Genomic DNA, 23,390 nt, shown 5'->3' with positions numbered 1-23,390 from the left:
TTAATCTACAGGTTCGATTTAAGGGCGTAGCTAAAATGGTTAAAAATTGCCCTTTTCAATTCTAACAGATGAGAAACAAAGCAGTTTAATGAAATATTCCCGTGTTTTTATCAATAGTCTAGCCTATGAACTAGCTCCTCATATTGTATCAAGTAGTGAATTAGAATCGCGCCTTGCTCCTTTATATAAAAAACTTCGCATACCAATGGGTCAATTGGCAGCATTAACTGGTATTGACGAGCGACGTTGGTGGCCAACGAATCATCGTCTATCTGATGGGGCCATCGAAGCCGCTAAAAAAAGTATTGATGAAACTGGTGTCAATATTAATGATATTGGTGCAGTCGTTTATACGGGGGTTTGTCGGGATCAGCATGAACCAGCCACGGCTTGTCGCATTGCCGCTGAACTCGGAGTGAACCATGAAACAGCCATTTATGATATCAGTAATGCATGTTTAGGCGTTTTATCGGGTATTTTAGATATCGCTAATCGTATCGAATTAGGGCAAATCAAAGCAGGTTTAATCGTATCCTGTGAATCTGCACGACATATTGTGGATATCACCATCGATAACATGTTAGAAAACCAATCCATACAAAACTTTTCGCAATCACTTGCAACACTAACTGGTGGCTCAGGTGCAGTCGCAGTGCTATTGACCGATGGCAGCCTACCTTTAAAAAATAATCGCCAACATAAATTACTCGGTGCAACACAACTTTCTGCTCCCGAATATCACGATCTATGTCATTGGGGATTAGAAGAAGTCAGCTTTAAACTACAACGTGAATTTATGCGGACTAATGCAGTCCCTCTGCTCAAAGAAGGCGTGGCATTAGCGCATAAAACGTGGAAAAACTTCCTTAATCAACGAGATTGGTTAGTCGATCAGGTAGATAAAGTTATTTGTCATCAAGTTGGCTCTGCTAATCAGAAAAAAATGTTAGAAACCTTAAATATTCCTGCTTATAAAGAATTTCCGACCTTCAAAAAACTAGGCAATATGGGCACCGTCTCGCTACCCGTTACGGCAGCCATTGCCCATGAACAAGGTTTTTTGAAAAAAGGCGACAATGTTAGCTTTTTAGGTATTGGTAGTGGATTGAACTGTATGATGTTAGGAGTTGAGTGGTAATATGAATTTAGATACGTTGTTTCCTTTTAAACGCAATTACCTATCACTACGTGGTCAGCAATACCATTATGTTAATGAAGGTAAAGGCGAACCCGTTGTTATGGTACACGGTAATCCGAGCTGGTCATTTTATTACCGCAATTTAATTCAAGCATTAAGTAAAAACTATCAATGCATCGTACCTGATCATATTGGTTGTGGCTTATCTGATAAGCCCGATGATAAAGATTACGAATATACATTAGAAAATCGTATTAATGATCTTGAGGCATTACTTGACTCACTGGCTATCACTGAAAATATTACGCTGGTCGTGCACGACTGGGGTGGCATGATAGGAATGGGTTATGCAGCACGCCACCCAGAGCGAATTAAACGATTGGTAATTTTAAATACCAGTGCATTTCATTTACCAGAAAGTAAACCCTTCCCACTTGCTTTATCTATTTGCCGTAATACCCTACTTGGTACTTGCTTAGTTCGAGGTTTCAATGCATTTTCTTCTGTCGCCTCTTACATTGGTGTTAAACGTAAACCAATGCCCAAAGCGATACGAAAAGCCTATGTTGCGCCTTTTGACTCTTGGAAAAACCGGATTTCTACATTGCGTTTTATTCAAGATATTCCCCTTAAGCCGAGCGACAAAAATTATCAATTGGTTTCTAATATTGAAAATAGTTTAACGTCGTTCCAGCAGGTACCCACTATTATTTGTTGGGGCTTAAAAGACTTTGTTTTCGATAAACATTTCTTAACCACGTGGAAAGAAAAAATGCCCCATGCACAGGTAAATGAATTTGCCGATTGTGGCCATTATATTTTGGAAGATGCAAGTGAACAGGTTATTCCACTTATTGAATCTTTTATGGCAGAGCATAGTTAGTGGAAAAGAAGTAAATAGTCCAATAAATAAATGAAACCCGACATTAATTTATTCCTGTTTATTAATCGACCTTACTTTCAGTAAGTCAGTTGTTGTATGATATTATAATCAACAATGGTAAAATAAACATAAATATCAACCACCTCAATTCAAGTGCTATATCGCCCTTTTACATAAGGGTGGTTCGCTTTTTCATAGGGTAGTAACGGACTTATGCACCATAGTAAACAATCTAACCTTTGCCATCACCTTGCTGATGCGGCTGAAAAAATGCCACAATCATTGGCTGTGGCATTGCAAAAAAGAAAATTTAAGAAACTTACATACAGTGAGATAAATTTTCACGATTTACATCAATACAGCGATCGGATTGCCTATGCACTTAACCAATATGGTTTGCAGCGTGGTGATAAAGCCGTTTTAATGGTGACGCCAAGCATTGATTTTTTCGCCCTTACCTTTGCATTATTTAAAGCCGGTATTATTCCTATTTTAGTTGATCCCGGTATGGGAATAAAAAACTTAAAACAATGCTTTGAAGAAGCCCAACCCGATGCATTTATTGCCATTCCCAAAGCCCACTTTGCAAGGGTATTATTTGCGTGGGGTAAAGAAACGGTAAAACAAACGATTACGGTCGGTGGGTTTTCCCTGCTAAAAACAAATCTAGCCCAAATACTTAAAAAATTTCCGAATTCAGCCCCCTATCCAATGGTTGAACTTGAAAGCAATGAGATGGCAGCGATCTTATTCACGAGTGGCAGTACTGGCACACCTAAGGGTGTTGTATACAGCCATGCGATGTTTGAAGCTCAAATAAATATCTTAAAGTCTGATTATCAAATAGAACCTGGCGAGCGAGATCTGGCAACTTTTCCATTATTCTCTCTGTTTGGTCCCGCATTAGGCATGGCTTCTATTGTTCCAGATATGGATGCCAGTAAGCCGATCAATGCTAATCCTGCTAATATTTTCGCTGCCATTGAAAAGTATCAATGCACCAATTTATTTGCCAATCCAGCTCTGATGGATGTACTTGGCAAAGCAGCTGTGGCAGAGTCTTTAAAATTAAAATCACTTAAACGTGTGATTTCTGCAGGCGCACCTGCAACCCTTCCTGTCATCAAAGCATTTACTAAATTACTCAATCGTGATGTTATGATTCAAACCTCTTACGGTGCAACGGAATCCTTACCATTGAGTAAAATCAACAGTGAAAAATTACTTCAAACGGAAGAAAACACTGAAAATGGCTGTGGAATATGCGTTGGTACACCCGTTTCAAACACAGAAATTAGCGTTATTGAGATTACCGAAAAAATAATTCCAACATGGGATGATTCACTTAAATTAGCAAATAATCAAATTGGTGAATTAGTGGTTAAAGGCGCTCAGGTTAGCACAAGCTACTATGAAAGAATATCAGCCACAGAACAAGCTAAAATCAAAGATGCTGACAATATTCGCCATCGTATGGGCGACTTGGGTTATATTGATGATATTGGGCAGATTTGGATGTGTGGCCGTAAAAGTCATCGTGTAGAAAGCCATTTTAATGACGAAGATAAAAGCTATTACACCATTCCCTGCGAACGAATTTTTAATACTCATTCAGAAGTAAAACGCAGCGCACTGGTTGCGGTGCGTAATGGTACCCATATTGAACCGTTACTTTGTATTGAACTACAAAACAAAAAGTTAAAAAGCACAACTAAATTATTTACTGAATTACATTTAATTGCACAACGACATGAGCAAACAGCCGGTATTAAACGCTTTTTAATTCATCCTCAATTTCCCGTCGATGTTCGCCATAATGCAAAAATATTCCGAGAAAAACTCGCTATTTGGGCACAACATCAACTCGATAAACCGATGGAAAAGTGGTTATGATCTCCTCGGTACAACCTGCTTTCAATGAATTACATCAACAAATGAAAGCGGTATTAACGCAATTGCAAGGCCAAGTAAATCGTGTTTTTATCACCGGTGCAGGAGGCTTTCTCGGTAGTGCCATATGCCAACATTTGCTAGCTGCAAATATAGAGGTGGTTGGCTTTGCTCGCAGTCAGTATCCACAATTAACCAAGATGGGAGTAACATTAATTCAAGGCGACTTAGCAGATAAACTAGCCATCATCAATGCAATGTCCGGTTGTGATCTTGTCTTTCATGTTGCCTCAAAAGCAGGTGTTTGGGGAACCAAGGAATCGTACTTTTCAGCAAATGTTGATGGAACGAATAATATTATTGATGCTTGTAAACAACTTAATATACAACGTTTAGTTTATACCAGTACACCGAGTGTTACCTTTGCTGGAGAAGACGAAAATGGTATCGATGAATCTCATCCCTATGCCTCTCATTTTTTAAATTTTTATGGCTTATCCAAAGCCGTTGCTGAGCAATATATTCTCACTGCAAATGGGCAACCTCTCGTTAATCAACAACCGCTTAAAACCGTTGCTTTGCGACCACATTTAATTTGGGGACCGGAAGATCCGCACCTTGTACCAAGGGTTATTGCTCGAGCCCAAGCAGGAAAACTCAAATTAGTGGGTAAAGAAGATAAACTTATCGATACAATTTATATAGACAATGCAGTTTACGCCCATCTACTGGCTGCAGTTAACTTATCTCAACACCAGTCAACCTGTGCCGGTAAAGCCTATTTTCTAAGTAATGATGAACCCATTACCATGGCTGATATGTTGAATAAAATCTTAGCATGTAAAGGGATACAACCTATTCGTAAGCGTGTGCCTGCAAAGGTAGCTTACACAGTTGGAACAATACTAGAATGGATTTACCTTGCCCTGCGTAAAGAAGATGAACCAATAATGACACGTTTTGTGGCAAAACAACTTTCGACTAGCCACTACTTTGATATTTCCGCAGCAAAAGAAGATCTTGGCTACCAACCGCTCATTTCCATTAAGCAAGGTATGGCAACGCTTCAAGACTCACTTTTATGAATAAGCCTATATTTTTTATAGCTTCTATGAGAATATTAACGATATAGTTACTATTATTATCTGGGTAAGCTGTTTCCTATTGATACATTAAAGGCATCATTACGATGGAAAAAAAATTTACCTTACCTTTTTTTCTTTGCATTATATTTGTTTCTCTATTTTCAACACGGCCTGTATTCTCGGCACCTTCAAGCAAAGAAAATATTATCAATATGCAATTACGCTGGCATCATCAGTTTCAATTTGCAGGATACTATGCAGCGTTAGAAAAAGGGTTTTATGCAGACGAAGGATTAAATGTAAATATAATTAAAGGAGATCCAAGTCATCAACCTGTCGCAGAAGTCCTTTCAGGCAGAGTACAATATGCTGAAGGTAACAGCGAAGTCTTATACCAACGTCTTATGGGTAAACCACTTATTGCACTTGCTGCAATTTTTCAACATTCACCATCGGTATTAATAGCTTTAAAAAGCTCAGGTATAAACTCTGTGCATTCATTGGTGGGTAAAAAAGTCATGCTTGCCACTAAGCAAGAAGATTCTGATTTTCTAACCATGATGATTAATGAAGGAATTTCGCCAGATCAAGTCAACATTATTCGCAGTAGTTATGATTTAAATGATTTAATCAATGGTAACGTTGATGCTTTTAATTCATATTCAACCAATGAACCCTATATATTAGATAAATTAGGATTGGAATATAACATTATTAATCCTATCTCCTACCGTGTTGACTTTTATAGCGATATTTTATTTACCTCTGAAAATGAATTAAAAAACCACCCCAAACGTGTTGCCGCTATGCTACGTGCAACCTTAAAAGGATGGCGTTATGCAATGGATAATTCTGAAGAGATAATAGATCTTCTGATTAACAAATATAAAGTCAATAAAACGCGTGAACACCTTCGTTTTGAAGCCGATGAAATGCGTAAACTTATCCTACCGGATCTCATTCAAATTGGGCATATGAATCAAGACCGCTGGCAACACATGGCAAATTCGTTCGTTACTGCGAAACTCATTCCAAATAAAGAAAATCTAGACGGTTTCATTTACGATCCAAATAAATCTTATTTGCCTTACTGGGTAATACCAGCACTACTTATTGCGCTCTTATTCATCATTATTACCTGTTTTATTATTTATCATTTGCACCGATTAAATAGACGAATAACGCAATCTCAAATCACACTTCTGCAAAGTGAAGAACGCTTTAAAGCAATTACCGAAGCGACTTATGGTGGTATTATTATTCATAATGAAGGCATTATTCTAGAATGTAATAACGCCCTTTCCGAGATCATCGGTTATAGCTACCAAGAATTAATTGGCTCAGATTGCTTTCAACTTATTACACCTGAATACGTCGACTTAGCAATAAAAAGTATGCGTTCGGGTCATTCACAAAGTTATGAAGTCATTGGCTGCCACAAAAATGGGACAAACTTGCCCTTATCCGTTAAAGGTAAAAATATTGTTTTTAAAGGTCAGCCGGCACGTGTTATTGAAGTTATCGATATCACCGAACGACATAAAACTGAACAACAATTAAAGTTAGCAGCCAGTGTTTTCACGCATGCTCGTGAAGGTATTATGATCACAAATACAGTGGGAGAAATCATTGAGATCAATAACACCTTTACACATATCACCGGTTACGATCGAGAGTATGTCCTCGGTAAAAAACCAAGTTTTCTCAAGTCAGGATTACATGAAGATTACTTCTACTCTGAAATGTGGCAATCTTTACAAGAAAAAAAGGAATGGTCAGGTGAACTATGGAACCTGCGAAAAAATGGCGAACTCTTTGCCTCTTTATTAACAATTAGCGCTGTGTCAGATGACAATGGCAATATTAAAACCTATGTTGCTCTTTTCTCGGATATAACTGAAATGAAGCAACATCATCAACAACTTGAACATATCGCACATTACGATGTGTTGACTAATTTACCAAATCGAATTTTACTCGCACAACGTCTGAAAGATGCGATGCAAACAACAAAAAAAACGAATCTTTCATTAGCCGTTGTGTATTTAGATTTAGATGGATTTAAAACAGTCAATGATACCTATGGCCACGATATCGGCGATCAATTACTTATTGAATTATCGAGGCTCATGACGGCATGTCTTCGAGAAGACGACACTCTCGCACGTATTGGCGGTGACGAATTTGTTGCTGTCTTGACTAATATTGAAGTAATGGATGATTGCGAACGCGTCATTAAACGCCTTTTAAAAGCGGCAATGACCCCTATCATTATCGAGGAAAATATAACCGCGCAAGTCTCGACGAGTATTGGAATTACACTCTACCCCTACGACAATGTAGAAGCAGATCAACTAATGCGTCATGCAGATCAAGCCATGTATAGCGCTAAACAAACCGGTAAAAACCGCTATCATTTATTCGATGTTCATCAAGATAAATCAATACAAAGCCAACATGAATCGATTGCTAATATTAATCGCGGTATAGACAATAACGAGTTTTTAATTCATTACCAACCCAAAGTAAATATGACATCCGGTGTGGTGATTGGCGTAGAAGCGTTGATTCGTTGGCAACATCCTCAACGTGGATTAATTTACCCTAAAGATTTTTTACATATCATTAATAACCATCCAATTAGTATTAAACTCGGTGAATGGATTATTGAACAAGTATTAAACCAAATTGTAACTTGGCATTCGCAGGGATTAAATATGCCTGCCAGCATTAATATTGATGCTTTCCAATTAGAGCAACCTGGCTTTGTTGAAAAACTTTCTGCAGCCTTAAAGGAACGTCCGGTTATTAAACCAGGTGTAGTACAACTTGAAATACTTGAAACCAGTGCACTAGGCGATATCGCCAAAGTACTGCCTATTATGAATGCATGTATTGATATTGGGGTAAGTTTTGCACTAGATGATTTTGGTACAGGGTTCTCGTCTCTCACCTACCTGCGTCGTTTGTCTGCTGAGTTATTGAAGATTGACCAGAGTTTTGTCCGAGATATGCTCGATGATCCCGATGATAAAGCCATTGTAATGGGCGTCATTAGTCTAGCGAAAGCCTTTAATCACAAAGTAATTGCAGAAGGTGTTGAAGGTATTGAACATGGCACTCAACTAATCGAGATGGGATGTGTACTTGCTCAAGGCTTTGGTATTGCTCGCCCGATGCTAGGCAAAGATATTCCGGCATGGATTAATCAATGGAAACCAGACCCAAGCTGGATTCAGTAAATTTCACCTTTACATTCGACTTGTGTTAGATACAAACGCATTTCAAACTCAAGTTGATGATAATCGGGCAACATATGTTGGCATAATTGGTAAAACGCTTTATCGTGATTTTTCTCTTTAATGTGTGCCAACTCATGAACAACAATCATCTCTAAAAAAGGCTCCGGCGCAACTTTAAACATTTCACTTATCCGGATTTCATTTTTACTTTTTAATTTATTACCCTGCACTCGTGAAACAAAGGTATGTAATCCTAATGCATTATTAACAACGTGGATTTTTTTATCATAAATAATTTTACTTATTGGTGCAGATTGTCGTAATCGCTTATTTTTTATTCCCATAACATAGTCACGTAGCATTTTGTCATTATTAATCGTATGTTGATGGGGGTATTTTTTTAACAGAAACTCCCCTAACGTATCTTTATCCAACATTGTTTTTATTTGAGCTTGCACGTCGGGAGAATATAATCCGAGGTATTTAAGTGATGATTTTTTATCTTTTAACGCAGACATAGATTTAAAGGGTAATGAAATGATGCGCTGAATTATACCTTAGCGAAGTGTAATCACATAATAACAGAGAAACTTACGCTAAATTTTTAAAGGGTTTCCAAATAAAATAAAACCGAGTAGATTAGTGGGTTATTTATACTAGCCCATTGGAACCTCGTTTATGTCTCTTGAATCGTTACAATTTGACAACCGTCTTACCGAGCAATTGCCAGCCGATAAAATCGATGAAAATTACTGTAGAAGTGTTGAACACGCTGCTTTTTCCTATGTGGATCCGACTCCCACACAATCCCCCGTAATGATTGCTTACAGTACTGAAGTTGCAGCATTACTTGATTTAGAAGAGACAGATATTAACAGTTCTTTATTTACAGACATGATGACCGGTAATCAAATATTATCGCAAATGACGCCATATTCATTATGTTATGGCGGCCATCAATTTGGTCAATGGGCAGGTCAACTTGGTGATGGACGTGCCATTAATTTAGGAGAAATATCAACTCATCACCATGACCGACAAGCACTTCAATTGAAAGGTGCAGGCAAGACCCCCTATTCTCGGCATGCAGATGGGCTTGCAGTGTTACGCTCATCCGTCAGGGAATTTTTATGTTCCGAGTCGATGTTCCATTTAGGTATTCCAACAACTCGGGCGCTCAGTTTATGTTTAACTGGCGAGACAGTACTTCGAGATAAAATATACGATGGCAATGCGAAGCATGAACTTGGGGCAATTACTTGTCGTGTATCACCTTCTTTCCTTCGTTTTGGTAGTTTTCAACTCCCTGCATCAAGAAACGATGACATCTTATTAAAGCAACTTATTGAATTCAGTATTAATAATGATTTTGAACATTTAAAACCACAGAATGGTGTTTTTACGGAAAGTACCTACCTAGCGTGGTTCGAAGAAATTAGTGAACGTACTTGTGATTTAATTGTTCATTGGATGCGTGTTGGATTTGTTCACGGTGTCATGAATACCGATAATATGTCTATTATTGGTGAAACCATTGACTACGGTCCCTATGGATGGATTGATGATTTTGATTTAGATTGGACACCGAATACAAGCGATCGCGATGAAGGTCGGTACGCATTTGGACGACAGGCACATATAAGTCAATGGAATATTATGCAACTCGCCAATGCGATATATCCAATCATCAAACAAGCAGCGCCTTTACAAACAATTATTAATGATTACCTCATTAACTATCAGCAAAAATGGGGAGAAATGATGGCTCAAAAATTAGGATTAATAAAATTTCAAGGAAACACCGATCTCAGTCTTTTTCAATCATTAGAGTCACTGCTAAGTGAGGTTGAAACAGATATGACTCTTTTTTATCGTGCCCTAGCCAATGTCTCTAATACGTTAAACCTTGATACACACAGCGAATGGTTAGCTATTTTTACTGACTGTTATTATGAAATTGAATCGCTTTCTGTCGAATATAAAGAAAAATTCAGACAATGGTTAACGCTTTATATTGACAGAATCAATAAAGAGGGTTTAACACACCAACAACGCGCCGAATCAATGAATCAAGTTAACCCTAAATATGTACTAAGAAACTATATTGCAGTGCAAGCCATTGAAGCCGCAGAGCAAGGAGATTATAGCGAAATAATCAAACTCCAAAATATATTAAAATCCCCCTATCAAGAACAACCTGAATATGAAGCCTATGCAAAGAAACGACCAGACTGGGCACGACATAAATTCGGTTGCTCAATGCTTTCATGTAGTTCATAAATAAACAAATTTTAGTCACTTTTGTCATAAAAATAATTATTAAGACAAATATTAAACCAATAAAAATCAAACCCATAATTAAAATGTGACAACTGCATTAAATGGTGCACATTATACTCCTTTTGCTGTCATATTTCGTGCTAAATTAGAATGTATTTATTAATTCAAGGAGTTGAACACAATGAAAAAAATACATTCAATATTTATCAGTGCCTGTTTAATATTAAGCTTTATCGCAACCAGTACGGCATCCACGATAACCGATACCGTTGAGCAAAACATTTACTTATCTACTTGGCAAACCTATCATTACACGCACGATCTTACCGATAACGATTTTGTTTTAGGCAATGCATTGTCCGCGACACTTTCAATCAATCTATATGATGACAATATTGGTTTATGGTTTTTACCCGACGGCCCTGAAAAAACATTATTTGTTATTGAAAATTTTGATTTCGATACGGGTGGCGTCACCTTTGGAGCGAATGACTTTTATAATGATTTAGGCATACAGGCACTCGGTGCAATTAATTACAATGGACTGTTAGATATTACCGTCACCTCTTTATACGGTGATTTTTTTATCGGTGACTCAGTACTAACCGTCGATGTGCCAGCGCCAACAAGTATCGCTATCTTGTTATGTGCCTTGCTTGCTTTTGGTGTTAATCAATCCAGAAAAGCAAAGCGATAAATAGACGTAAAAGCGAATTCAATTAAGAGAGGTAACTACTCAGCACCCTTTAAAATTTCATGAATTTTGTCATAAATAGAGTGTAAATACTCAGGGATAAGCCATTTATGCTTAGTTCAAGACGAAAAAGCGCAGTTTAGTGGTTTAAATGAGCATTTTTCAACGATGAAATAAAGCTTAAAGGGCGACGGCCTGAGTAGTTACTAAGAGAGATAGGGAGGACAGATCTTATCCCTCTCTTATAAAAATTTGTTTTCTAGCCCTATTCGACACGATAAAAACAACACACCATAGTGAAATTTCAACCTAATATGCACATAAAACCCATTAATTTATACATCAATTTAAATATTTATTGATTTCAGACTGGCCTAGTACACCTGTTACAAGGTAAAATCAGCCGCAATAATTTCAATCGATACCAATGATTAAGTTTCAATGCTATTGGTATTCTTAACAAAAAGAGTCTTATAAGATGGGAAGAGCATATCAAAACCGCAAAGAATCTATGGCAAAAACTGCGGGTCAAAAAACTAAAGTTTATTCAAAATACGGTAAAGAAATTTACGTTTGTGCTAAAAACGGCGGCTTCGATCCAGAGGGTAACCTTTCATTACGTCGTTTAATTGATAATGCAAAAAAAGACCAAGTTCCAACACATGTCATTGAACGTGCTATTGAAAAAGCAAAAGGTGGTGGCGGTGAAGATTATGAACGTGCTACTTATGAAGGTTTTGGGCCTGGAGGCTGTTCAGTTATTGTTGATTGCCTAACTGACAATAATAAGCGAACTTGGACTGAAGTACGCAACTGTTTTAATAAAACAGATGCCAAAATTGGTTCGCCTGGCACAGTTGCTCATATGTTTGAACATCAAGCGGTATTTGTCTTCGATGGAGAAGATGATGAAGCCGTATTAGAAGAATTAATGATGGCAGATGTTGATGTAACAGATGTTGAATGTGAAGATGGTAAAATTACAGTTTTTTGTCCACAAACTGAATTTAATCACGCCAAAACAACCATTCATGAAATTTATCCTGAACTTGAATTAGACGTGGAAGAAATTACATTTGTACCTCAAACTGATACTGATATCGCTGAAGAACATGTTGAAAAATTCGAAAAATTCTTAGACATGTTAGAAGATTGTGATGACGTTCAGAATGTTTACCACAATGGTGTTTTACCTGAATAACATCGAAATTATTAACATAATTTTATTACCGAATTATGACTATGCTTTACAACAATGTTACTGCGTAACATAATTCGGAAAATATAAACATAACAATAAACAACAGCCCTAATTAAAGGAATATTTCAGCAGTCAAAAAGAATACAATTTCACATAGTTTATATCTTCTCCCACTATCGTTTTTTTGTTAACTACCTCATAACTTTGTGAATAAAATACCGTTAATTCATTTTATGTAGGTTACTCTCTTGACTCAAATAAGTGTTATTGTATTATTTGAAAAATTAGATAAACAGAAGCTCAGTACTTAATTCAATTTACTATCTATTGAATATCCTTAAGAAGCCATAAACAACAGCTGTTTTCAGTGTTTATTTAAATAAATAAAAAATCTAAATGTAATACTTTAGTATTTAAAAAGAAAATATTATAAATAATTAATGATGAATTTACCGTTTACTTCAATACCTACGATTAAAATAATACGCTGAAATAAACGGAATATATAATATGCAGAAAGCGGTCGAGAAAAACAGCATAAGCATTAACCAATAATATAATTTGTCGCAATAATTTAACTAACGATAAAGGCATAAATACATTTTATTTATCGTTTTTACTCATTATTATAAGGTGATCTTATGTTCACATTTCCAGTTGTTGAAGGCTCTAAACGTCGTATTCATATTCAAGTTGCACGCCAAATAGCACGTAAAATATTATCAGGCGAGCTTTCTGAAAACCAAAAGTTACCTAGCGAAATGGAACTATGTAACTCCCTTGGAGTCAGCCGAACTGCGTTACGTGAATCCACCAAACTACTTTCGGCCAAAGGGTTAATTGAATCACGCCCTAAAGTAGGTACTCATATTCTCCCGCGTTCTCACTGGCACTTTCTTGATTCACAATTATTAGAATGGATCCAGGATATAGAAGATATTCAACCTTTCCTTTCTCAATTTCTCGGACTACGAAAAGCAATTGAGCCTGAGGCCTGTGCATTTGCGGCAATGAATGCCACTGCAGAGCAACGCAAATCATTATCAGTTTATTTCCAAAAAATGACTGAAGCCGCTGAAAAGTTTGATTATCAATCATGGATTATTAATGATCACCGTTTTCATCAAACAATCTTTTTGTCGACGGGAAATCAATTTTATGTCCCCTTTGCAAATATTCTTGAAACTATTTTCAAACAATTTATTAATCACTCTTCAGAAGGTGGACGTTTTTGTCTAAAAGAACATAGAGCAATTTATAATTCAATCATGGCAGGCGATAGTGAGCAAGCGAGAATTGATGCGCAAACTTTACTTGATGATGAAAACCAACGACTTGCATTAGTTGCAAATGATTAATCATAAGACAGCGGTTAAATAACCAAAGGCTATCCGTTATAAAACCGCATTTTTCACTGTATTTAGACTGTTAGTAAATAACAAAATCGATCATCAATTGACCTACATTTATCATTTACGGCACAAACACTGGCATACCAATTATATGGAATATGTTATCTAAACGTTGTACAGAAAGATGGTTTAATTTGAAGCGAAAGTTGATGCAAATAGTGTTTACTTTGCAAAATTTACAACAAAGATATATACCCGTTACCAATCAAGATGCGTTTATCAGTCACTAGCTCGAATACCAGGGCAAGACGAGAGGCAAACATCTTCGTTGTTATAAAGCCTCGATTTAACCCATAAACTATGGTCAGCTAATTGTTCAGTTTGCTATAACTTATTCGCGGTATATTACCTATTGACGGGTAACTTCTATTCATCTCATTTTTCCTAATACCTCAAACACACATCGTGAATACTTTTTCAATTGCATATTATCCATAAGGTTTAAATTTTTCTTCTTCCTATATAAAAAAGAATATATCACTAGCTTGGCCCTTAGCCTTAAATGCCCTATTGATGCAATCCATGTTGATGATCGATACGTTACTCGTTTCTCCATTAGGCGAAATATCACTGGCAGCAATGGGAATAGCGACGACGATTATTGCATTTATTCTAGGTATACAAATAGCATTAGCTAATGGAACGCAATTAGTATTAAGCCGCGCTGTTGGCTCTGGTCACCAAGAAAACTTAAATAAAGCATTTGTTTCTGGGGTTATCATTAATGGTTTAACTTCGTTATTGTTTTGGCTATTACTCTCCGTATTTGATCAGGTATTAATAGAGAGCTTAACGGATAATCTCTCTTTACATATCGAAATAGCGAGTTATCTCAATATTACTAAATATGTCATCCTATTTACGGCTATTACCCAGGTCATTATTGCTTTATTTAATGGATTAGGTAAATCTCGCATCCCTTTTAAAGGCTATCTCATCGAACTACCTATTAATGCCCTTGCCTCTTATTTATACACGGATGTTTAGGCCTTGAAGGATTAGGCGTTCAAGGGGCAGCCATAGGTAGCATAATCGCTATTTTTATCCGAACGATATTCCTTTATTGTTGTGTGAAGCACGAACAACAATTATCACTTTCATTCTCTATTCTAAGTGCGCATTTAAAACATAATATTTATCAACATTTTAGGGAAGTGTTCCCCATCGCAGCAAATGTCGCGATGCTATCTATTGGCACAACTATTTATCAACTTTTGTATTCACAGCTCACGATTAATTCCTATGTTGCCATTACTTTGTTGATGCCTTGGATACGTTCTGGAACGCAATTTATTACATCCTGGTCTCATTCATCCGCCATTATAATTAGCCAAGCAATAGGCTCCAAACAAATCGAAACACTAAAACAGGATGTTGAAACAAGTATAAAAATTGCTATTTTCATTTCAATACTTTCAACGCTATTTTTTATTGGGTTATATGCTTGGATCAACGATATCTACCCTGAGCTCGCTGTAGAAACCTATCAAGCATTGAAGGTAATTGCGCCACTTTATATCGTTTTACCTATTCTACGCGGATATAATACAGTCCATGGCCATGTTTTACGTGCTTTAGGCAAAACTACAGCTGTATTTAAAATTAACTTCACCGGACAATGGCTGGTATCACTTCCACTTTGCGCATTAATAATACTTGTCTTCGGTGCATCAATCTTTTGGGCATTTGCAATTACCCCATTCGAAGAATTAGTTAAAACGCTGCCATTTCGCTATCTTGCTAAAAAATCATTAGCAGAATTTAACCTAGCAGCAGCTAATAAATTAATGTACGACTAAAGCGCCTCTGAGAGGATATAAACCGATGATTTAACAAGGTTCAACGTTGAAGTGTTAGCTGCAAAAAAAGTCTAATTTTTCTACCGACTATTTGATGACAATACTAATTGATTTAATTTGTCTTACACTGTGGATCACAAACTATAAAACCAAGCCACGTGGCACCACTTTAAAAAAAAATATGTTCAACAACATAAAATAATATCACTGTATTTGTAGTAAACAGCAAAAATAGATTTGTAACAAAACCTTAAATCATCATACAAGAAGGCATAAAATAGCTTATTCTTAATTTTGTTTTCAACGTACAAATGTGAGCAACTTTAATGCATTTAAAGTAGTCAATTTTCTTTAATATTCTTCCTAATTAATCGTATTTCATCATAATTTACAACCTCATCACACTAAACACTAAAAACATATAAAGTATTATTAATGTCAAAATAGTTACTTCATTTCCGTGATCAAGGGCACAGAACATTTTTTACTACACTGCATCAATCCCTTGTAAACACTAAGCCCACCTAATGAACACTGAAAAAACAAATCAATTTCACGATTGAAAATGCAAATTTTATTGTCATATAAAAAAATAATAAAACAGTGCATAGATCTCAAAAAACCAATCAATTTTCATCAGAACATTGATTGACTTCAAATTAGCCCTGTAAGCCCATTTACACCGTCCCCTGCCATATAGTAAAAACTCTATAATATTGTCGTACAATAGTATTTTCGATATAAAATATACAATAATATAATCGGACAATTTTAGTTCATTGGTGCGGTTCTAATTCTTTTTTCAGACATAATGGAGTTGTCATGTCTACTGTAAAATTAAAAAATCTTGTAAAGCGTTATGGAGACGTAACTGTTGTTCAAGGTATAGATCTTGAAGTTAAATCTGAAGAGTTTGTTGTTTTAGTAGGACCTTCCGGTTGTGGGAAATCAACTACATTACGCATGCTTGCCGGGTTAGAAGAAATTAGCGATGGTGAAGTATCGATTGCAGATCGTGTTGTAAACGATATTGCGCCAAAGGATAGAGATGTTGCCATGGTTTTCCAAAACTATGCCCTTTATCCCCATTTAACAGTGGCTGAGAATATCGCCTTTGGTTTGCGTATTCGTAAGGTACCTAAAGAAGAAATTAAAGCAACGGTTGCAGATGTTGCGGACATTCTCGAATTAACACCACTTCTAGAGCGACGCCCTGCTGATTTATCAGGTGGTCAACGTCAACGTGTTGCAATGGGTCGTGCCATTGTTCGTCATCCAAAAGTGTTCTTATTCGATGAGCCTTTATCTAACTTAGATGCAAAATTAAGAACACAAATGCGTGCGGAAATTAAACACCTTCATAAACGCCTTGGTGTTACCAGTGTTTATGTTACCCATGACCAAGTTGAAGCGATGACTTTAGCAGACCGTATCGTGGTAATGAGTAATGGTAAAATAGAACAAGTTGGTACGCCGATGGATCTATTTAATAGCCCAGCCAATACATTTGTTGCGACCTTCATCGGTTCACCACCAATGAATCTAATAGAAGCAACTATCGACATTGTCGATGGTAAATTCTACGGTGTTTTCGGTGATCAACGCTGCTTACTACAATCCTATGAAGGTTTAACAAATGGTCAAGAAGTCATTATCGGTATCCGTCCTGAATATATTGATATCGAACCAATGGAAAATTCAAGTCCGATTGATGTAAAAATCGATTTAGTTGAAACATTAGGTTCAGAAGCTTTATTACACTGTAAATTCTTAAATGAACCCTTTGTAATAAAAGTTGATACGCACGGACAAATTGCTCATCTCGATAATTTGAATAAACTTTATTTCCGTCAAGATGTAATGGCTGTGTTTGATAAAAAAACCACCAAAGCTTTAACACCTTTAAGTAATCACTAAGCGAGGTTAATGTTATGCAAAATATTGATAATTCAATAAGCAAGCAAGACCCGCTTGTGGTTAGGAAATTGAAATGGTTTGGGAGGCATGTCAGAAAAGAATGGCAACTTTACTTAATGCTTGCCCCCACTGTTATTTGGTTTTTAATCTTTTTGTACAAACCAATGTACGGCTTACAAATTGCGTTTAAAGATTACAGTGTATTCCGTGGGATCACCGACAGTCCTTGGGTTGGTTTAGAACACTTCTATACCTTGTTTGAAAATGACCAATTTATCAGGTCGATAAAAAATACAGTCATGATTAGTGGCGCAAGTTTAATCTTTGGTTTCCCAATGCCGATTCTACTGGCGTTAGGATTTAATGAAATAATTAATCCTAAATTCAAAAGAACAGCACAAACCATCGTTTATTTACCACACTTTATTTCTGCGGTAATCATTGCAGGTATTGTTATCACTGCGTTTGCCCCATCGACTGGTGTTATCAATCTAATATTGAATGCATTTGGCTATGATTCGATCTACTTCTTAATCAAGCCCGAATGGTTCCGTACAATTTTTGTCGGTACAGGTATTTGGCAAGAAGCTGGTTTCGGTTCAATCGTATTCTTAGCAGCAATGGCCGGTGTGAACCCGTCACTTTATGAGTCAGCAGTTGTTGATGGCGCATCACGTTTCCAAATGATGTACAAAATAACACTGCCTTGTATTATCCCAACGATTTTAATTATGTTAATTATTCGTATCGGTAATATTTTAGAAGTTGGCTTTGAAATGATTATCATGCTTTACCAACCTGCTACCTATGAAACAGCCGACGTAATAAGTACCTTTATTTATCGTCAAGGTTTACAAGCAGCACAATATGACTTAGCGGCCGCCGCTGGATTGTTCAATGCCGTTATAGCCTTCATGCTGGTTATCACTGCAAACACAATCAGTAAACGTGTTTCTAAAACGTCTCTTTGGTAAGGAAAGATTATGAGTTTAATTCCAAATATGAATCTGTATTCAAAGGGCGATAAAGCATTTGTCTATTTGAATATGTTCCTCGTCGGTATGTTTACTATTAGTACGCTATACCCATTTATTTATGTTGCTTCACTTTCCTTCAGTTTAGGTGATGCGGTAACAGCAGGTAAGGTTGTATTAACACCGGTAGATTTTACCATTGCAGCTTATGAGAAAGTATTATTTGACCCCGCTTTTTGGACGTCATATATGAATACTTTCATTTACACAATTGGCGGTACGATCACCAGTTTATGTATCATTATTCCAGGTGCGTATGCCCTTTCTAGACCACAACTAGCAGGACGTAAATACTGGAATATGTTGATTGCATTTACCATGTGGTTCCATGCAGGCATGATCCCATTCTTCTTAAACATAAGAGATTTAGGATTACTTGATAGTTACATCGGTATCATCATTGCCTTTGCATGTAATGCCTTCAATATTATTTTATTAAGAAACTTCTTCGAAGCAGTTCCGGCTTCTTTTGAAGAGGCAGCACGAATGGATGGCGCAAACGACTTCCAAGTTTTATGGCAAGTATTTGTACCACTCGCTAAACCAGCAATTGCAACTATTACGCTATTTTGTATCGTTGCTCGTTGGAACGGGTTCTTCTGGGCAATGATCTTATTAAGAGACGAAGGGAAAATACCACTACAGGTATACCTACGTCAGATTATTACTCAATTAACCGATGACGATACATTTGCGGCTACCTTATTGACCTCTTCCTATTCATTTGAAACGGTGAGTTCAGCGATCATGGTTTGTTCTATCATTCCAGTATTGTTGGTTTACCCATGGATACAGAAATACTTTAACAAAGGTATTATGTTAGGGGGCGTAAAAGAGTAAGAGAAAAGCAGTTTAGAGCTAACCGTTGCATATGCGCGGTTAGCTAATCATGGCATAAACAATAAAATCAATATATATAAGGGAAACATCATGAAAACAGTTAAAACCCTACTTACCTCCATCATTATAGGTTCAGCTGCAACTATCGCATTGCCAGCATTAGCAACCCCTTCTGCTGACGGTGCATACAGTGTATCGGATAAACCATTAACGTTGGATATTCATTTTCATACTAAAAAATACGTCTATGACAATGAATGGCCAGTAGAAAAAGAAGCCGCACGATTAACGAACATGCATTTAAACAACGTTGCTTCAATGGCAACAACAAAAAGCCAAGAAGCATTTAACTTGCTTATTGCATCTGGTGACCTACCACCAATCGTGGCAGGTTCTTCAATCCGTGATAACGTTAACCGTTACGGACCTGAAGGTGCATTTATTCCATTAAATGACTTAATTGACAAATATGCGCCACATATTAAAGCATTCTTTGATGCTAACAAAGATATCAGAAGTTCTATTTTAGCTGCGGATGGTAACATTTATTATATCCCTTACCTACCCGATGGAAAATATGGTCGTGGTTACTTTATCCGTCAAGATTGGCTAGATAAACTAAACCTTAAAGCACCAAACACCATTGAAGAACTACATAAAGTGCTAGTTTCATTCCGTGATGATGATCCAAATGGTAACGGCAAAAAAGATGAAGTTCCTCTATTTTTCCGTCACTGGGAAGAGTTAATTCGTATGGTAACGCTATGGGACGGCCGTATGTCTGGCTCTGATATGTTCCATGACTTCTATGTGGACAAAGGCAACTTATTACATGGTTATGTTGGTAAAGGTTACCATGAAGGTATTCGTAATCTTGCTAAATGGTATAAAGAAGGCCTAATCGATGCCGAAGTATTTACCCGTGGTAGCCGTTCACGTGAATACTTATTATCTAATGATTTAGGTGGTATGACTCACGATTGGTTCGCATCAACTGCTGGTTACAATGACTCACTAGCCGATAAAGTACCAGGTTTTAACTTTAAAACGATGTTGCCACCAAAAGGCATCTCAGGCAAACGCGTAGAAGAACATCGCCGAGCTAAAGTAAAAGTAGATGGTTGGGCAATGTCATACACTGATGAAAACCCCATTGAAACCATCAAATACTTCGATTTCTTCTTCACCGAAGAAGGTCGTCGCTTAGCGAACTTTGGTATTGAAGGCAAACAATACGATATGATCGATGGCAAGCCTGTATTCAAAAAAGAAGTACTTGAAAGCACAACACCACTTAATGCTCAAATGTGGGAAATTGGTGCTCAAATCCAACGTGGTTTCCACCAGGATTATGCTTACGAACTACAATGGACCAACAAAAATGCACTAGAAGGTATTGCGCTTTATGACACAGTGCCAGATCTACTAGTTGAACCTTTCCTTGGTGTTTCTTTAAATGAGAAAGAAAAAGAAGTGTTCGATAAAAACTGGGCAACCATTCTTGATTACATGCTAGAAATGCAACAGGCTTGGATTTTAGGCTCACGTGATATCGATAAAGACTGGGATAGCTATATGTCTCAACTTGACCGTATGGGCTACAACGATGTTATAAAAGTAATGCAGTCTGCTTATGACCGCGCATACAAATAATTGCTAATAATACTTATAATTAGCTAATTTAAAGGCAATGAATTTTTCATTGCCTTTTTCTTTTCCAAATCCCCTGCTTCTCACTGTGACCTATTTGGCATATTGACCAAATCCAAAACTGGTCTATTTGTTACTGGTATCACACTTCATCACTTCACATTAAACAGAATTTCAAGCCATTGAATTTAAAGTGAATTTTTATTGTTCTTTTTTGTCTTATTATATCATGCTGTGACATAGCACCAACAACCAGCCCTGCTTTCAAATATAATGTAACGCATGAATTAATTTGGTTAACCAAAATCAAGATGATTCTGACAGGACTTATAACCCCATGGACGGAAGCGTCGATCAAACTACCGTGTCAATGGCTTAAAAGTGCAATAAAACTAAAGCGTAAAAAGAGAAATAACCGTAAAACGTAAACTCAATATCTCAATTTAAAAGGTATAATTTATGAAACCAGTTAAGACCCTGCTCGCCTCGATTATTATTGGCTCGTTAACCACAATTTCATTACCAACATTTGCAACCGCACCCGATGATTTGGCATTTAAAGTGTCAGATAAACCGTTAACACTTGATATACACTTTCATACTAAAAAGTATGTTTATGATAATGAATGGCCCGTAGAAAAAGAAGCAGCACGCTTAACTAATGTTCATTTAAATAATGTTGCATCAATGGCAACGACAAAAAGTGAAGAGTCATTTAACTTACTGATTGCGTCAGGTGATTTACCCGACGTCGTAGGTGGATCTGCAATTCGTGATAATGTAAATCGCTATGGTCCTGAAGGCGCATTTATCCCGATGAATGATTTGATAGACAAATATGCACCGCATATCAAAGCATTCTTCGATAAAAACCCTGAAATTAGAAGTTCGATATTAGCGGCAGATGGCAATATCTATTACATTCCTTATCTCCCAGATGGCAAATTTGGCCGTGGTTATTTCATTCGTAAAGATTGGTTAAATAAATTAAATCTTGAAGTGCCAAATACCATTGATGAACTTCACGATGTACTAGTTGCGTTCCGAGATAACGATCCCAATGGCAATGGCGAAAAAGATGAAGTACCACTATTTATGCGTAACTGGGAAGAATTAATTCGTATGGTCACCTTATGGGGCGGGCGTATGTCTGGCTCAGACATGTTCCATGACTTCTATGTTGATAAAGGCACAATGGCACATGGCTACGTTGGTGCAGGCTACAAGGAAGGGATTAAAAACCTGGCTAAATGGTATAAAGAAGGCTTAATTGATGCCGAAGTATTTACCCGTGGCAGCCGCTCTCGTGAATATTTACTATCAAACAACCTCGGAGGTATGACACACGATTGGTTTGCTTCTACGGCAGGTTATAATGATTCACTGGCAAAAACAGTACCGGGATTTCAATTTAGAGCGATGTTACCTCCCATCAGTACAAACGGTAAACGTGTAGAAGAACATAGACGTGCAAAGGTTAAAGTTGAAGGTTGGTCTATGTCGTTTAATAATAAAAACCCGATAGAAACAATGAAATACTTTGATTTCTACTTTACCGAAGAAGGACGCCGCCTAGCTAATTTTGGTATCGAAGGTGTCAACTACGATATGATCGACGGAAAGCCTATCTTTAAAAAAGAAATGCTTGAAAAAGACACACCGTTAAATGCTCAATTGTGGGAAATCGGTTCTCAAATTCCACGCGGTTTCTACCAAGATCATGCTTACGAATTGCAGTGGTCAAACAAGTTCGCACTTGAAGGCGTTAACATGTATGACAAAGAAGAAACTGCAAACGGCCTATTAGTTGAACCATTCCTTGGTGTGGCTTTAAACGAAAAAGAAAAAGCGACATTTGATAAAAATTGGGCAACTATTCGTGATTACATGTTAGAGATGCAACAAGCTTGGATCTTAGGTTCTCGCGACATCGATGCAGATTGGGATAGCTATATGGCTCAAGTTGAACGCATGGGCTACAGTGATGTACTTAAGGTCATGCAGTCCGCATACGACCGCGCCTATAAGTAGTCGAATAATCGAGTTATACATTTAATTTCAAAGGCAATGTTTACATTGCCTTTTTTATATCTTCTAACACAATCCCCCGCAATTAATACCCATTGTATTTAAAATATGCGCTAAATTTTGTGTAGAACAAGGTTAGTTTGAGGCGAAAGTTCATGTAAATGGTTGTTCCCTTAATGAAACTTTCAACAAAGAAATAAACTATTTTAACCAGCAAAATAGATCAGCTAATTATTACGATTGGTATGACTCTTCCCTTTGCAAAATTTCAATAAAGAAATAAATAATGTTAGCCAG

Annotated in this window: 17 protein-coding genes; 16 read left to right on the top strand and 1 reads right to left on the bottom strand. The window is 37.0% G+C overall.

Annotated features, from left to right (window positions below; all coding sequences use genetic code 11):
- Positions 1-88: 88 nt before the first annotated feature.
- The 5 genes from ACR30L_RS08800 to ACR30L_RS08780 all read left to right on the top strand — a co-directional run bounded on the left by ACR30L_RS08800 (position 89) and on the right by ACR30L_RS08780 (position 8,238).
- Positions 89-1,138 carry a 3-oxoacyl-ACP synthase III gene (locus ACR30L_RS08800; protein WP_435237644.1) on the top strand — a complete coding sequence of 350 codons (1,050 nt, stop codon included), beginning with the start codon at positions 89-91 and terminating at the stop codon, positions 1,136-1,138.
- Position 1,139: 1 nt separating this feature from the next.
- Positions 1,140-2,021 carry an alpha/beta fold hydrolase gene (locus ACR30L_RS08795; RefSeq protein ID WP_435237643.1) on the top strand — a complete coding sequence of 294 codons (882 nt, stop codon included), beginning with the start codon at positions 1,140-1,142 and terminating at the stop codon, positions 2,019-2,021.
- Between the two features lie 213 nt (positions 2,022-2,234).
- Positions 2,235-3,914 (top strand): olefin beta-lactone synthetase, encoded by a 1,680-nt coding sequence (gene oleC, locus ACR30L_RS08790; protein WP_435237642.1) that lies wholly within the window; start codon positions 2,235-2,237, stop codon positions 3,912-3,914.
- The gene (gene oleD / locus ACR30L_RS08785; protein ID WP_435237641.1) at positions 3,911-4,996 is read left to right on the top strand and encodes a 2-alkyl-3-oxoalkanoate reductase; all 1,086 of its coding nucleotides are present in this window, start codon (positions 3,911-3,913) and stop codon (positions 4,994-4,996) included. The genes oleC and oleD overlap by 4 nt, the downstream gene beginning before the upstream one ends.
- 104 nt (positions 4,997-5,100) lie before the next feature.
- Complete coding sequence (locus ACR30L_RS08780) at positions 5,101-8,238, top strand: EAL domain-containing protein (RefSeq protein ID WP_435237640.1); 3,138 nt, start codon at positions 5,101-5,103, stop codon at positions 8,236-8,238.
- Here ACR30L_RS08780 and ACR30L_RS08775 read toward each other — a convergent pair.
- Complete coding sequence (locus tag ACR30L_RS08775; protein WP_435237639.1) at positions 8,232-8,756, bottom strand: YgjP-like metallopeptidase domain-containing protein; 525 nt, start codon at positions 8,754-8,756, stop codon at positions 8,232-8,234. The genes ACR30L_RS08780 and ACR30L_RS08775 overlap by 7 nt on opposite strands.
- A 160-nt stretch (positions 8,757-8,916) precedes the next feature.
- Here ACR30L_RS08775 and ACR30L_RS08770 point away from each other — a divergent pair, with 160 nt between their 5' ends.
- From ACR30L_RS08770 to ACR30L_RS08720, 11 genes are all read left to right on the top strand, one after another.
- Positions 8,917-10,518 carry a protein adenylyltransferase SelO gene (locus ACR30L_RS08770; protein ID WP_435237638.1) on the top strand — a complete coding sequence of 534 codons (1,602 nt, stop codon included), beginning with the start codon at positions 8,917-8,919 and terminating at the stop codon, positions 10,516-10,518.
- 181 nt (positions 10,519-10,699) lie between these two features.
- Complete coding sequence (locus ACR30L_RS08765) at positions 10,700-11,215, top strand: hypothetical protein (RefSeq protein ID WP_435237637.1); 516 nt, start codon at positions 10,700-10,702, stop codon at positions 11,213-11,215.
- A 475-nt stretch (positions 11,216-11,690) separates the two neighbouring features.
- The gene (locus ACR30L_RS08760; RefSeq protein ID WP_435237636.1) at positions 11,691-12,413 is read left to right on the top strand and encodes a YebC/PmpR family DNA-binding transcriptional regulator; all 723 of its coding nucleotides are present in this window, start codon (positions 11,691-11,693) and stop codon (positions 12,411-12,413) included.
- 641 nt (positions 12,414-13,054) lie between these two features.
- Positions 13,055-13,771: a FadR/GntR family transcriptional regulator gene (locus tag ACR30L_RS08755; RefSeq protein ID WP_435237635.1), complete on the top strand. Its 717-nt coding sequence runs from the start codon at positions 13,055-13,057 to the stop codon at positions 13,769-13,771.
- Between the two features lie 576 nt (positions 13,772-14,347).
- A complete protein-coding gene (locus ACR30L_RS08750; protein WP_435237634.1) occupies positions 14,348-14,812 on the top strand; it encodes an MATE family efflux transporter in 465 nt (154 codons plus the stop codon).
- A gap of 83 nt (positions 14,813-14,895) precedes the next feature.
- Complete coding sequence (locus tag ACR30L_RS08745) at positions 14,896-15,624, top strand: MATE family efflux transporter (RefSeq protein ID WP_435237633.1); 729 nt, start codon at positions 14,896-14,898, stop codon at positions 15,622-15,624.
- 822 nt (positions 15,625-16,446) lie between these two features.
- Positions 16,447-17,541, top strand: coding sequence for an ABC transporter ATP-binding protein (locus ACR30L_RS08740; RefSeq protein ID WP_435237632.1), 1,095 nt, complete (start codon positions 16,447-16,449; stop codon positions 17,539-17,541).
- Between the two features lie 14 nt (positions 17,542-17,555).
- Complete coding sequence (locus tag ACR30L_RS08735; RefSeq protein ID WP_435237631.1) at positions 17,556-18,515, top strand: ABC transporter permease; 960 nt, start codon at positions 17,556-17,558, stop codon at positions 18,513-18,515.
- A gap of 9 nt (positions 18,516-18,524) precedes the next feature.
- Positions 18,525-19,415 (top strand): carbohydrate ABC transporter permease, encoded by an 891-nt coding sequence (locus tag ACR30L_RS08730; RefSeq protein WP_435237630.1) that lies wholly within the window; start codon positions 18,525-18,527, stop codon positions 19,413-19,415.
- A 90-nt stretch (positions 19,416-19,505) separates the two neighbouring features.
- On the top strand, positions 19,506-21,068 hold the full coding sequence (locus ACR30L_RS08725) for an extracellular solute-binding protein (protein WP_435237629.1): 1,563 nt from the start codon (positions 19,506-19,508) through the stop codon (positions 21,066-21,068).
- A 456-nt stretch (positions 21,069-21,524) separates the two neighbouring features.
- Entirely contained in the window at positions 21,525-23,096 is a 1,572-nt protein-coding gene (locus tag ACR30L_RS08720) for an extracellular solute-binding protein (protein WP_435237628.1), read from the top strand.
- The last annotated feature ends 294 nt before the right edge of the window (positions 23,097-23,390 follow it).

It is taken from the genome of Psychromonas saccharinae (assembly GCF_051201515.1).
In the GTDB taxonomy this organism is placed as follows: Bacteria; Pseudomonadota; Gammaproteobacteria; order Enterobacterales; family Psychromonadaceae; genus Psychromonas.
This window is presented reverse-complemented; position numbering and strand designations above follow the sequence as displayed.

Coding starts and splice junctions, on each gene's coding strand:
- ACR30L_RS08800 (WP_435237644.1), top strand. CDS start 89: ATGAAATATTCCCGTGTTTTTATCAATAGTCTAGCCTATGAACTAGCT.
- ACR30L_RS08795 (WP_435237643.1), top strand. CDS start 1,140: ATGAATTTAGATACGTTGTTTCCTTTTAAACGCAATTACCTATCACTA.
- oleC (WP_435237642.1), top strand. CDS start 2,235: ATGCACCATAGTAAACAATCTAACCTTTGCCATCACCTTGCTGATGCG.
- oleD (WP_435237641.1), top strand. CDS start 3,911: ATGATCTCCTCGGTACAACCTGCTTTCAATGAATTACATCAACAAATG.
- ACR30L_RS08780 (WP_435237640.1), top strand. CDS start 5,101: ATGGAAAAAAAATTTACCTTACCTTTTTTTCTTTGCATTATATTTGTT.
- ACR30L_RS08775 (WP_435237639.1), bottom strand. CDS start 8,756: ATGTCTGCGTTAAAAGATAAAAAATCATCACTTAAATACCTCGGATTA.
- ACR30L_RS08770 (WP_435237638.1), top strand. CDS start 8,917: ATGTCTCTTGAATCGTTACAATTTGACAACCGTCTTACCGAGCAATTG.
- ACR30L_RS08765 (WP_435237637.1), top strand. CDS start 10,700: ATGAAAAAAATACATTCAATATTTATCAGTGCCTGTTTAATATTAAGC.
- ACR30L_RS08760 (WP_435237636.1), top strand. CDS start 11,691: ATGGGAAGAGCATATCAAAACCGCAAAGAATCTATGGCAAAAACTGCG.
- ACR30L_RS08755 (WP_435237635.1), top strand. CDS start 13,055: ATGTTCACATTTCCAGTTGTTGAAGGCTCTAAACGTCGTATTCATATT.
- ACR30L_RS08750 (WP_435237634.1), top strand. CDS start 14,348: ATGTTGATGATCGATACGTTACTCGTTTCTCCATTAGGCGAAATATCA.
- ACR30L_RS08740 (WP_435237632.1), top strand. CDS start 16,447: ATGTCTACTGTAAAATTAAAAAATCTTGTAAAGCGTTATGGAGACGTA.
- ACR30L_RS08735 (WP_435237631.1), top strand. CDS start 17,556: ATGCAAAATATTGATAATTCAATAAGCAAGCAAGACCCGCTTGTGGTT.
- ACR30L_RS08730 (WP_435237630.1), top strand. CDS start 18,525: ATGAGTTTAATTCCAAATATGAATCTGTATTCAAAGGGCGATAAAGCA.
- ACR30L_RS08725 (WP_435237629.1), top strand. CDS start 19,506: ATGAAAACAGTTAAAACCCTACTTACCTCCATCATTATAGGTTCAGCT.
- ACR30L_RS08720 (WP_435237628.1), top strand. CDS start 21,525: ATGAAACCAGTTAAGACCCTGCTCGCCTCGATTATTATTGGCTCGTTA.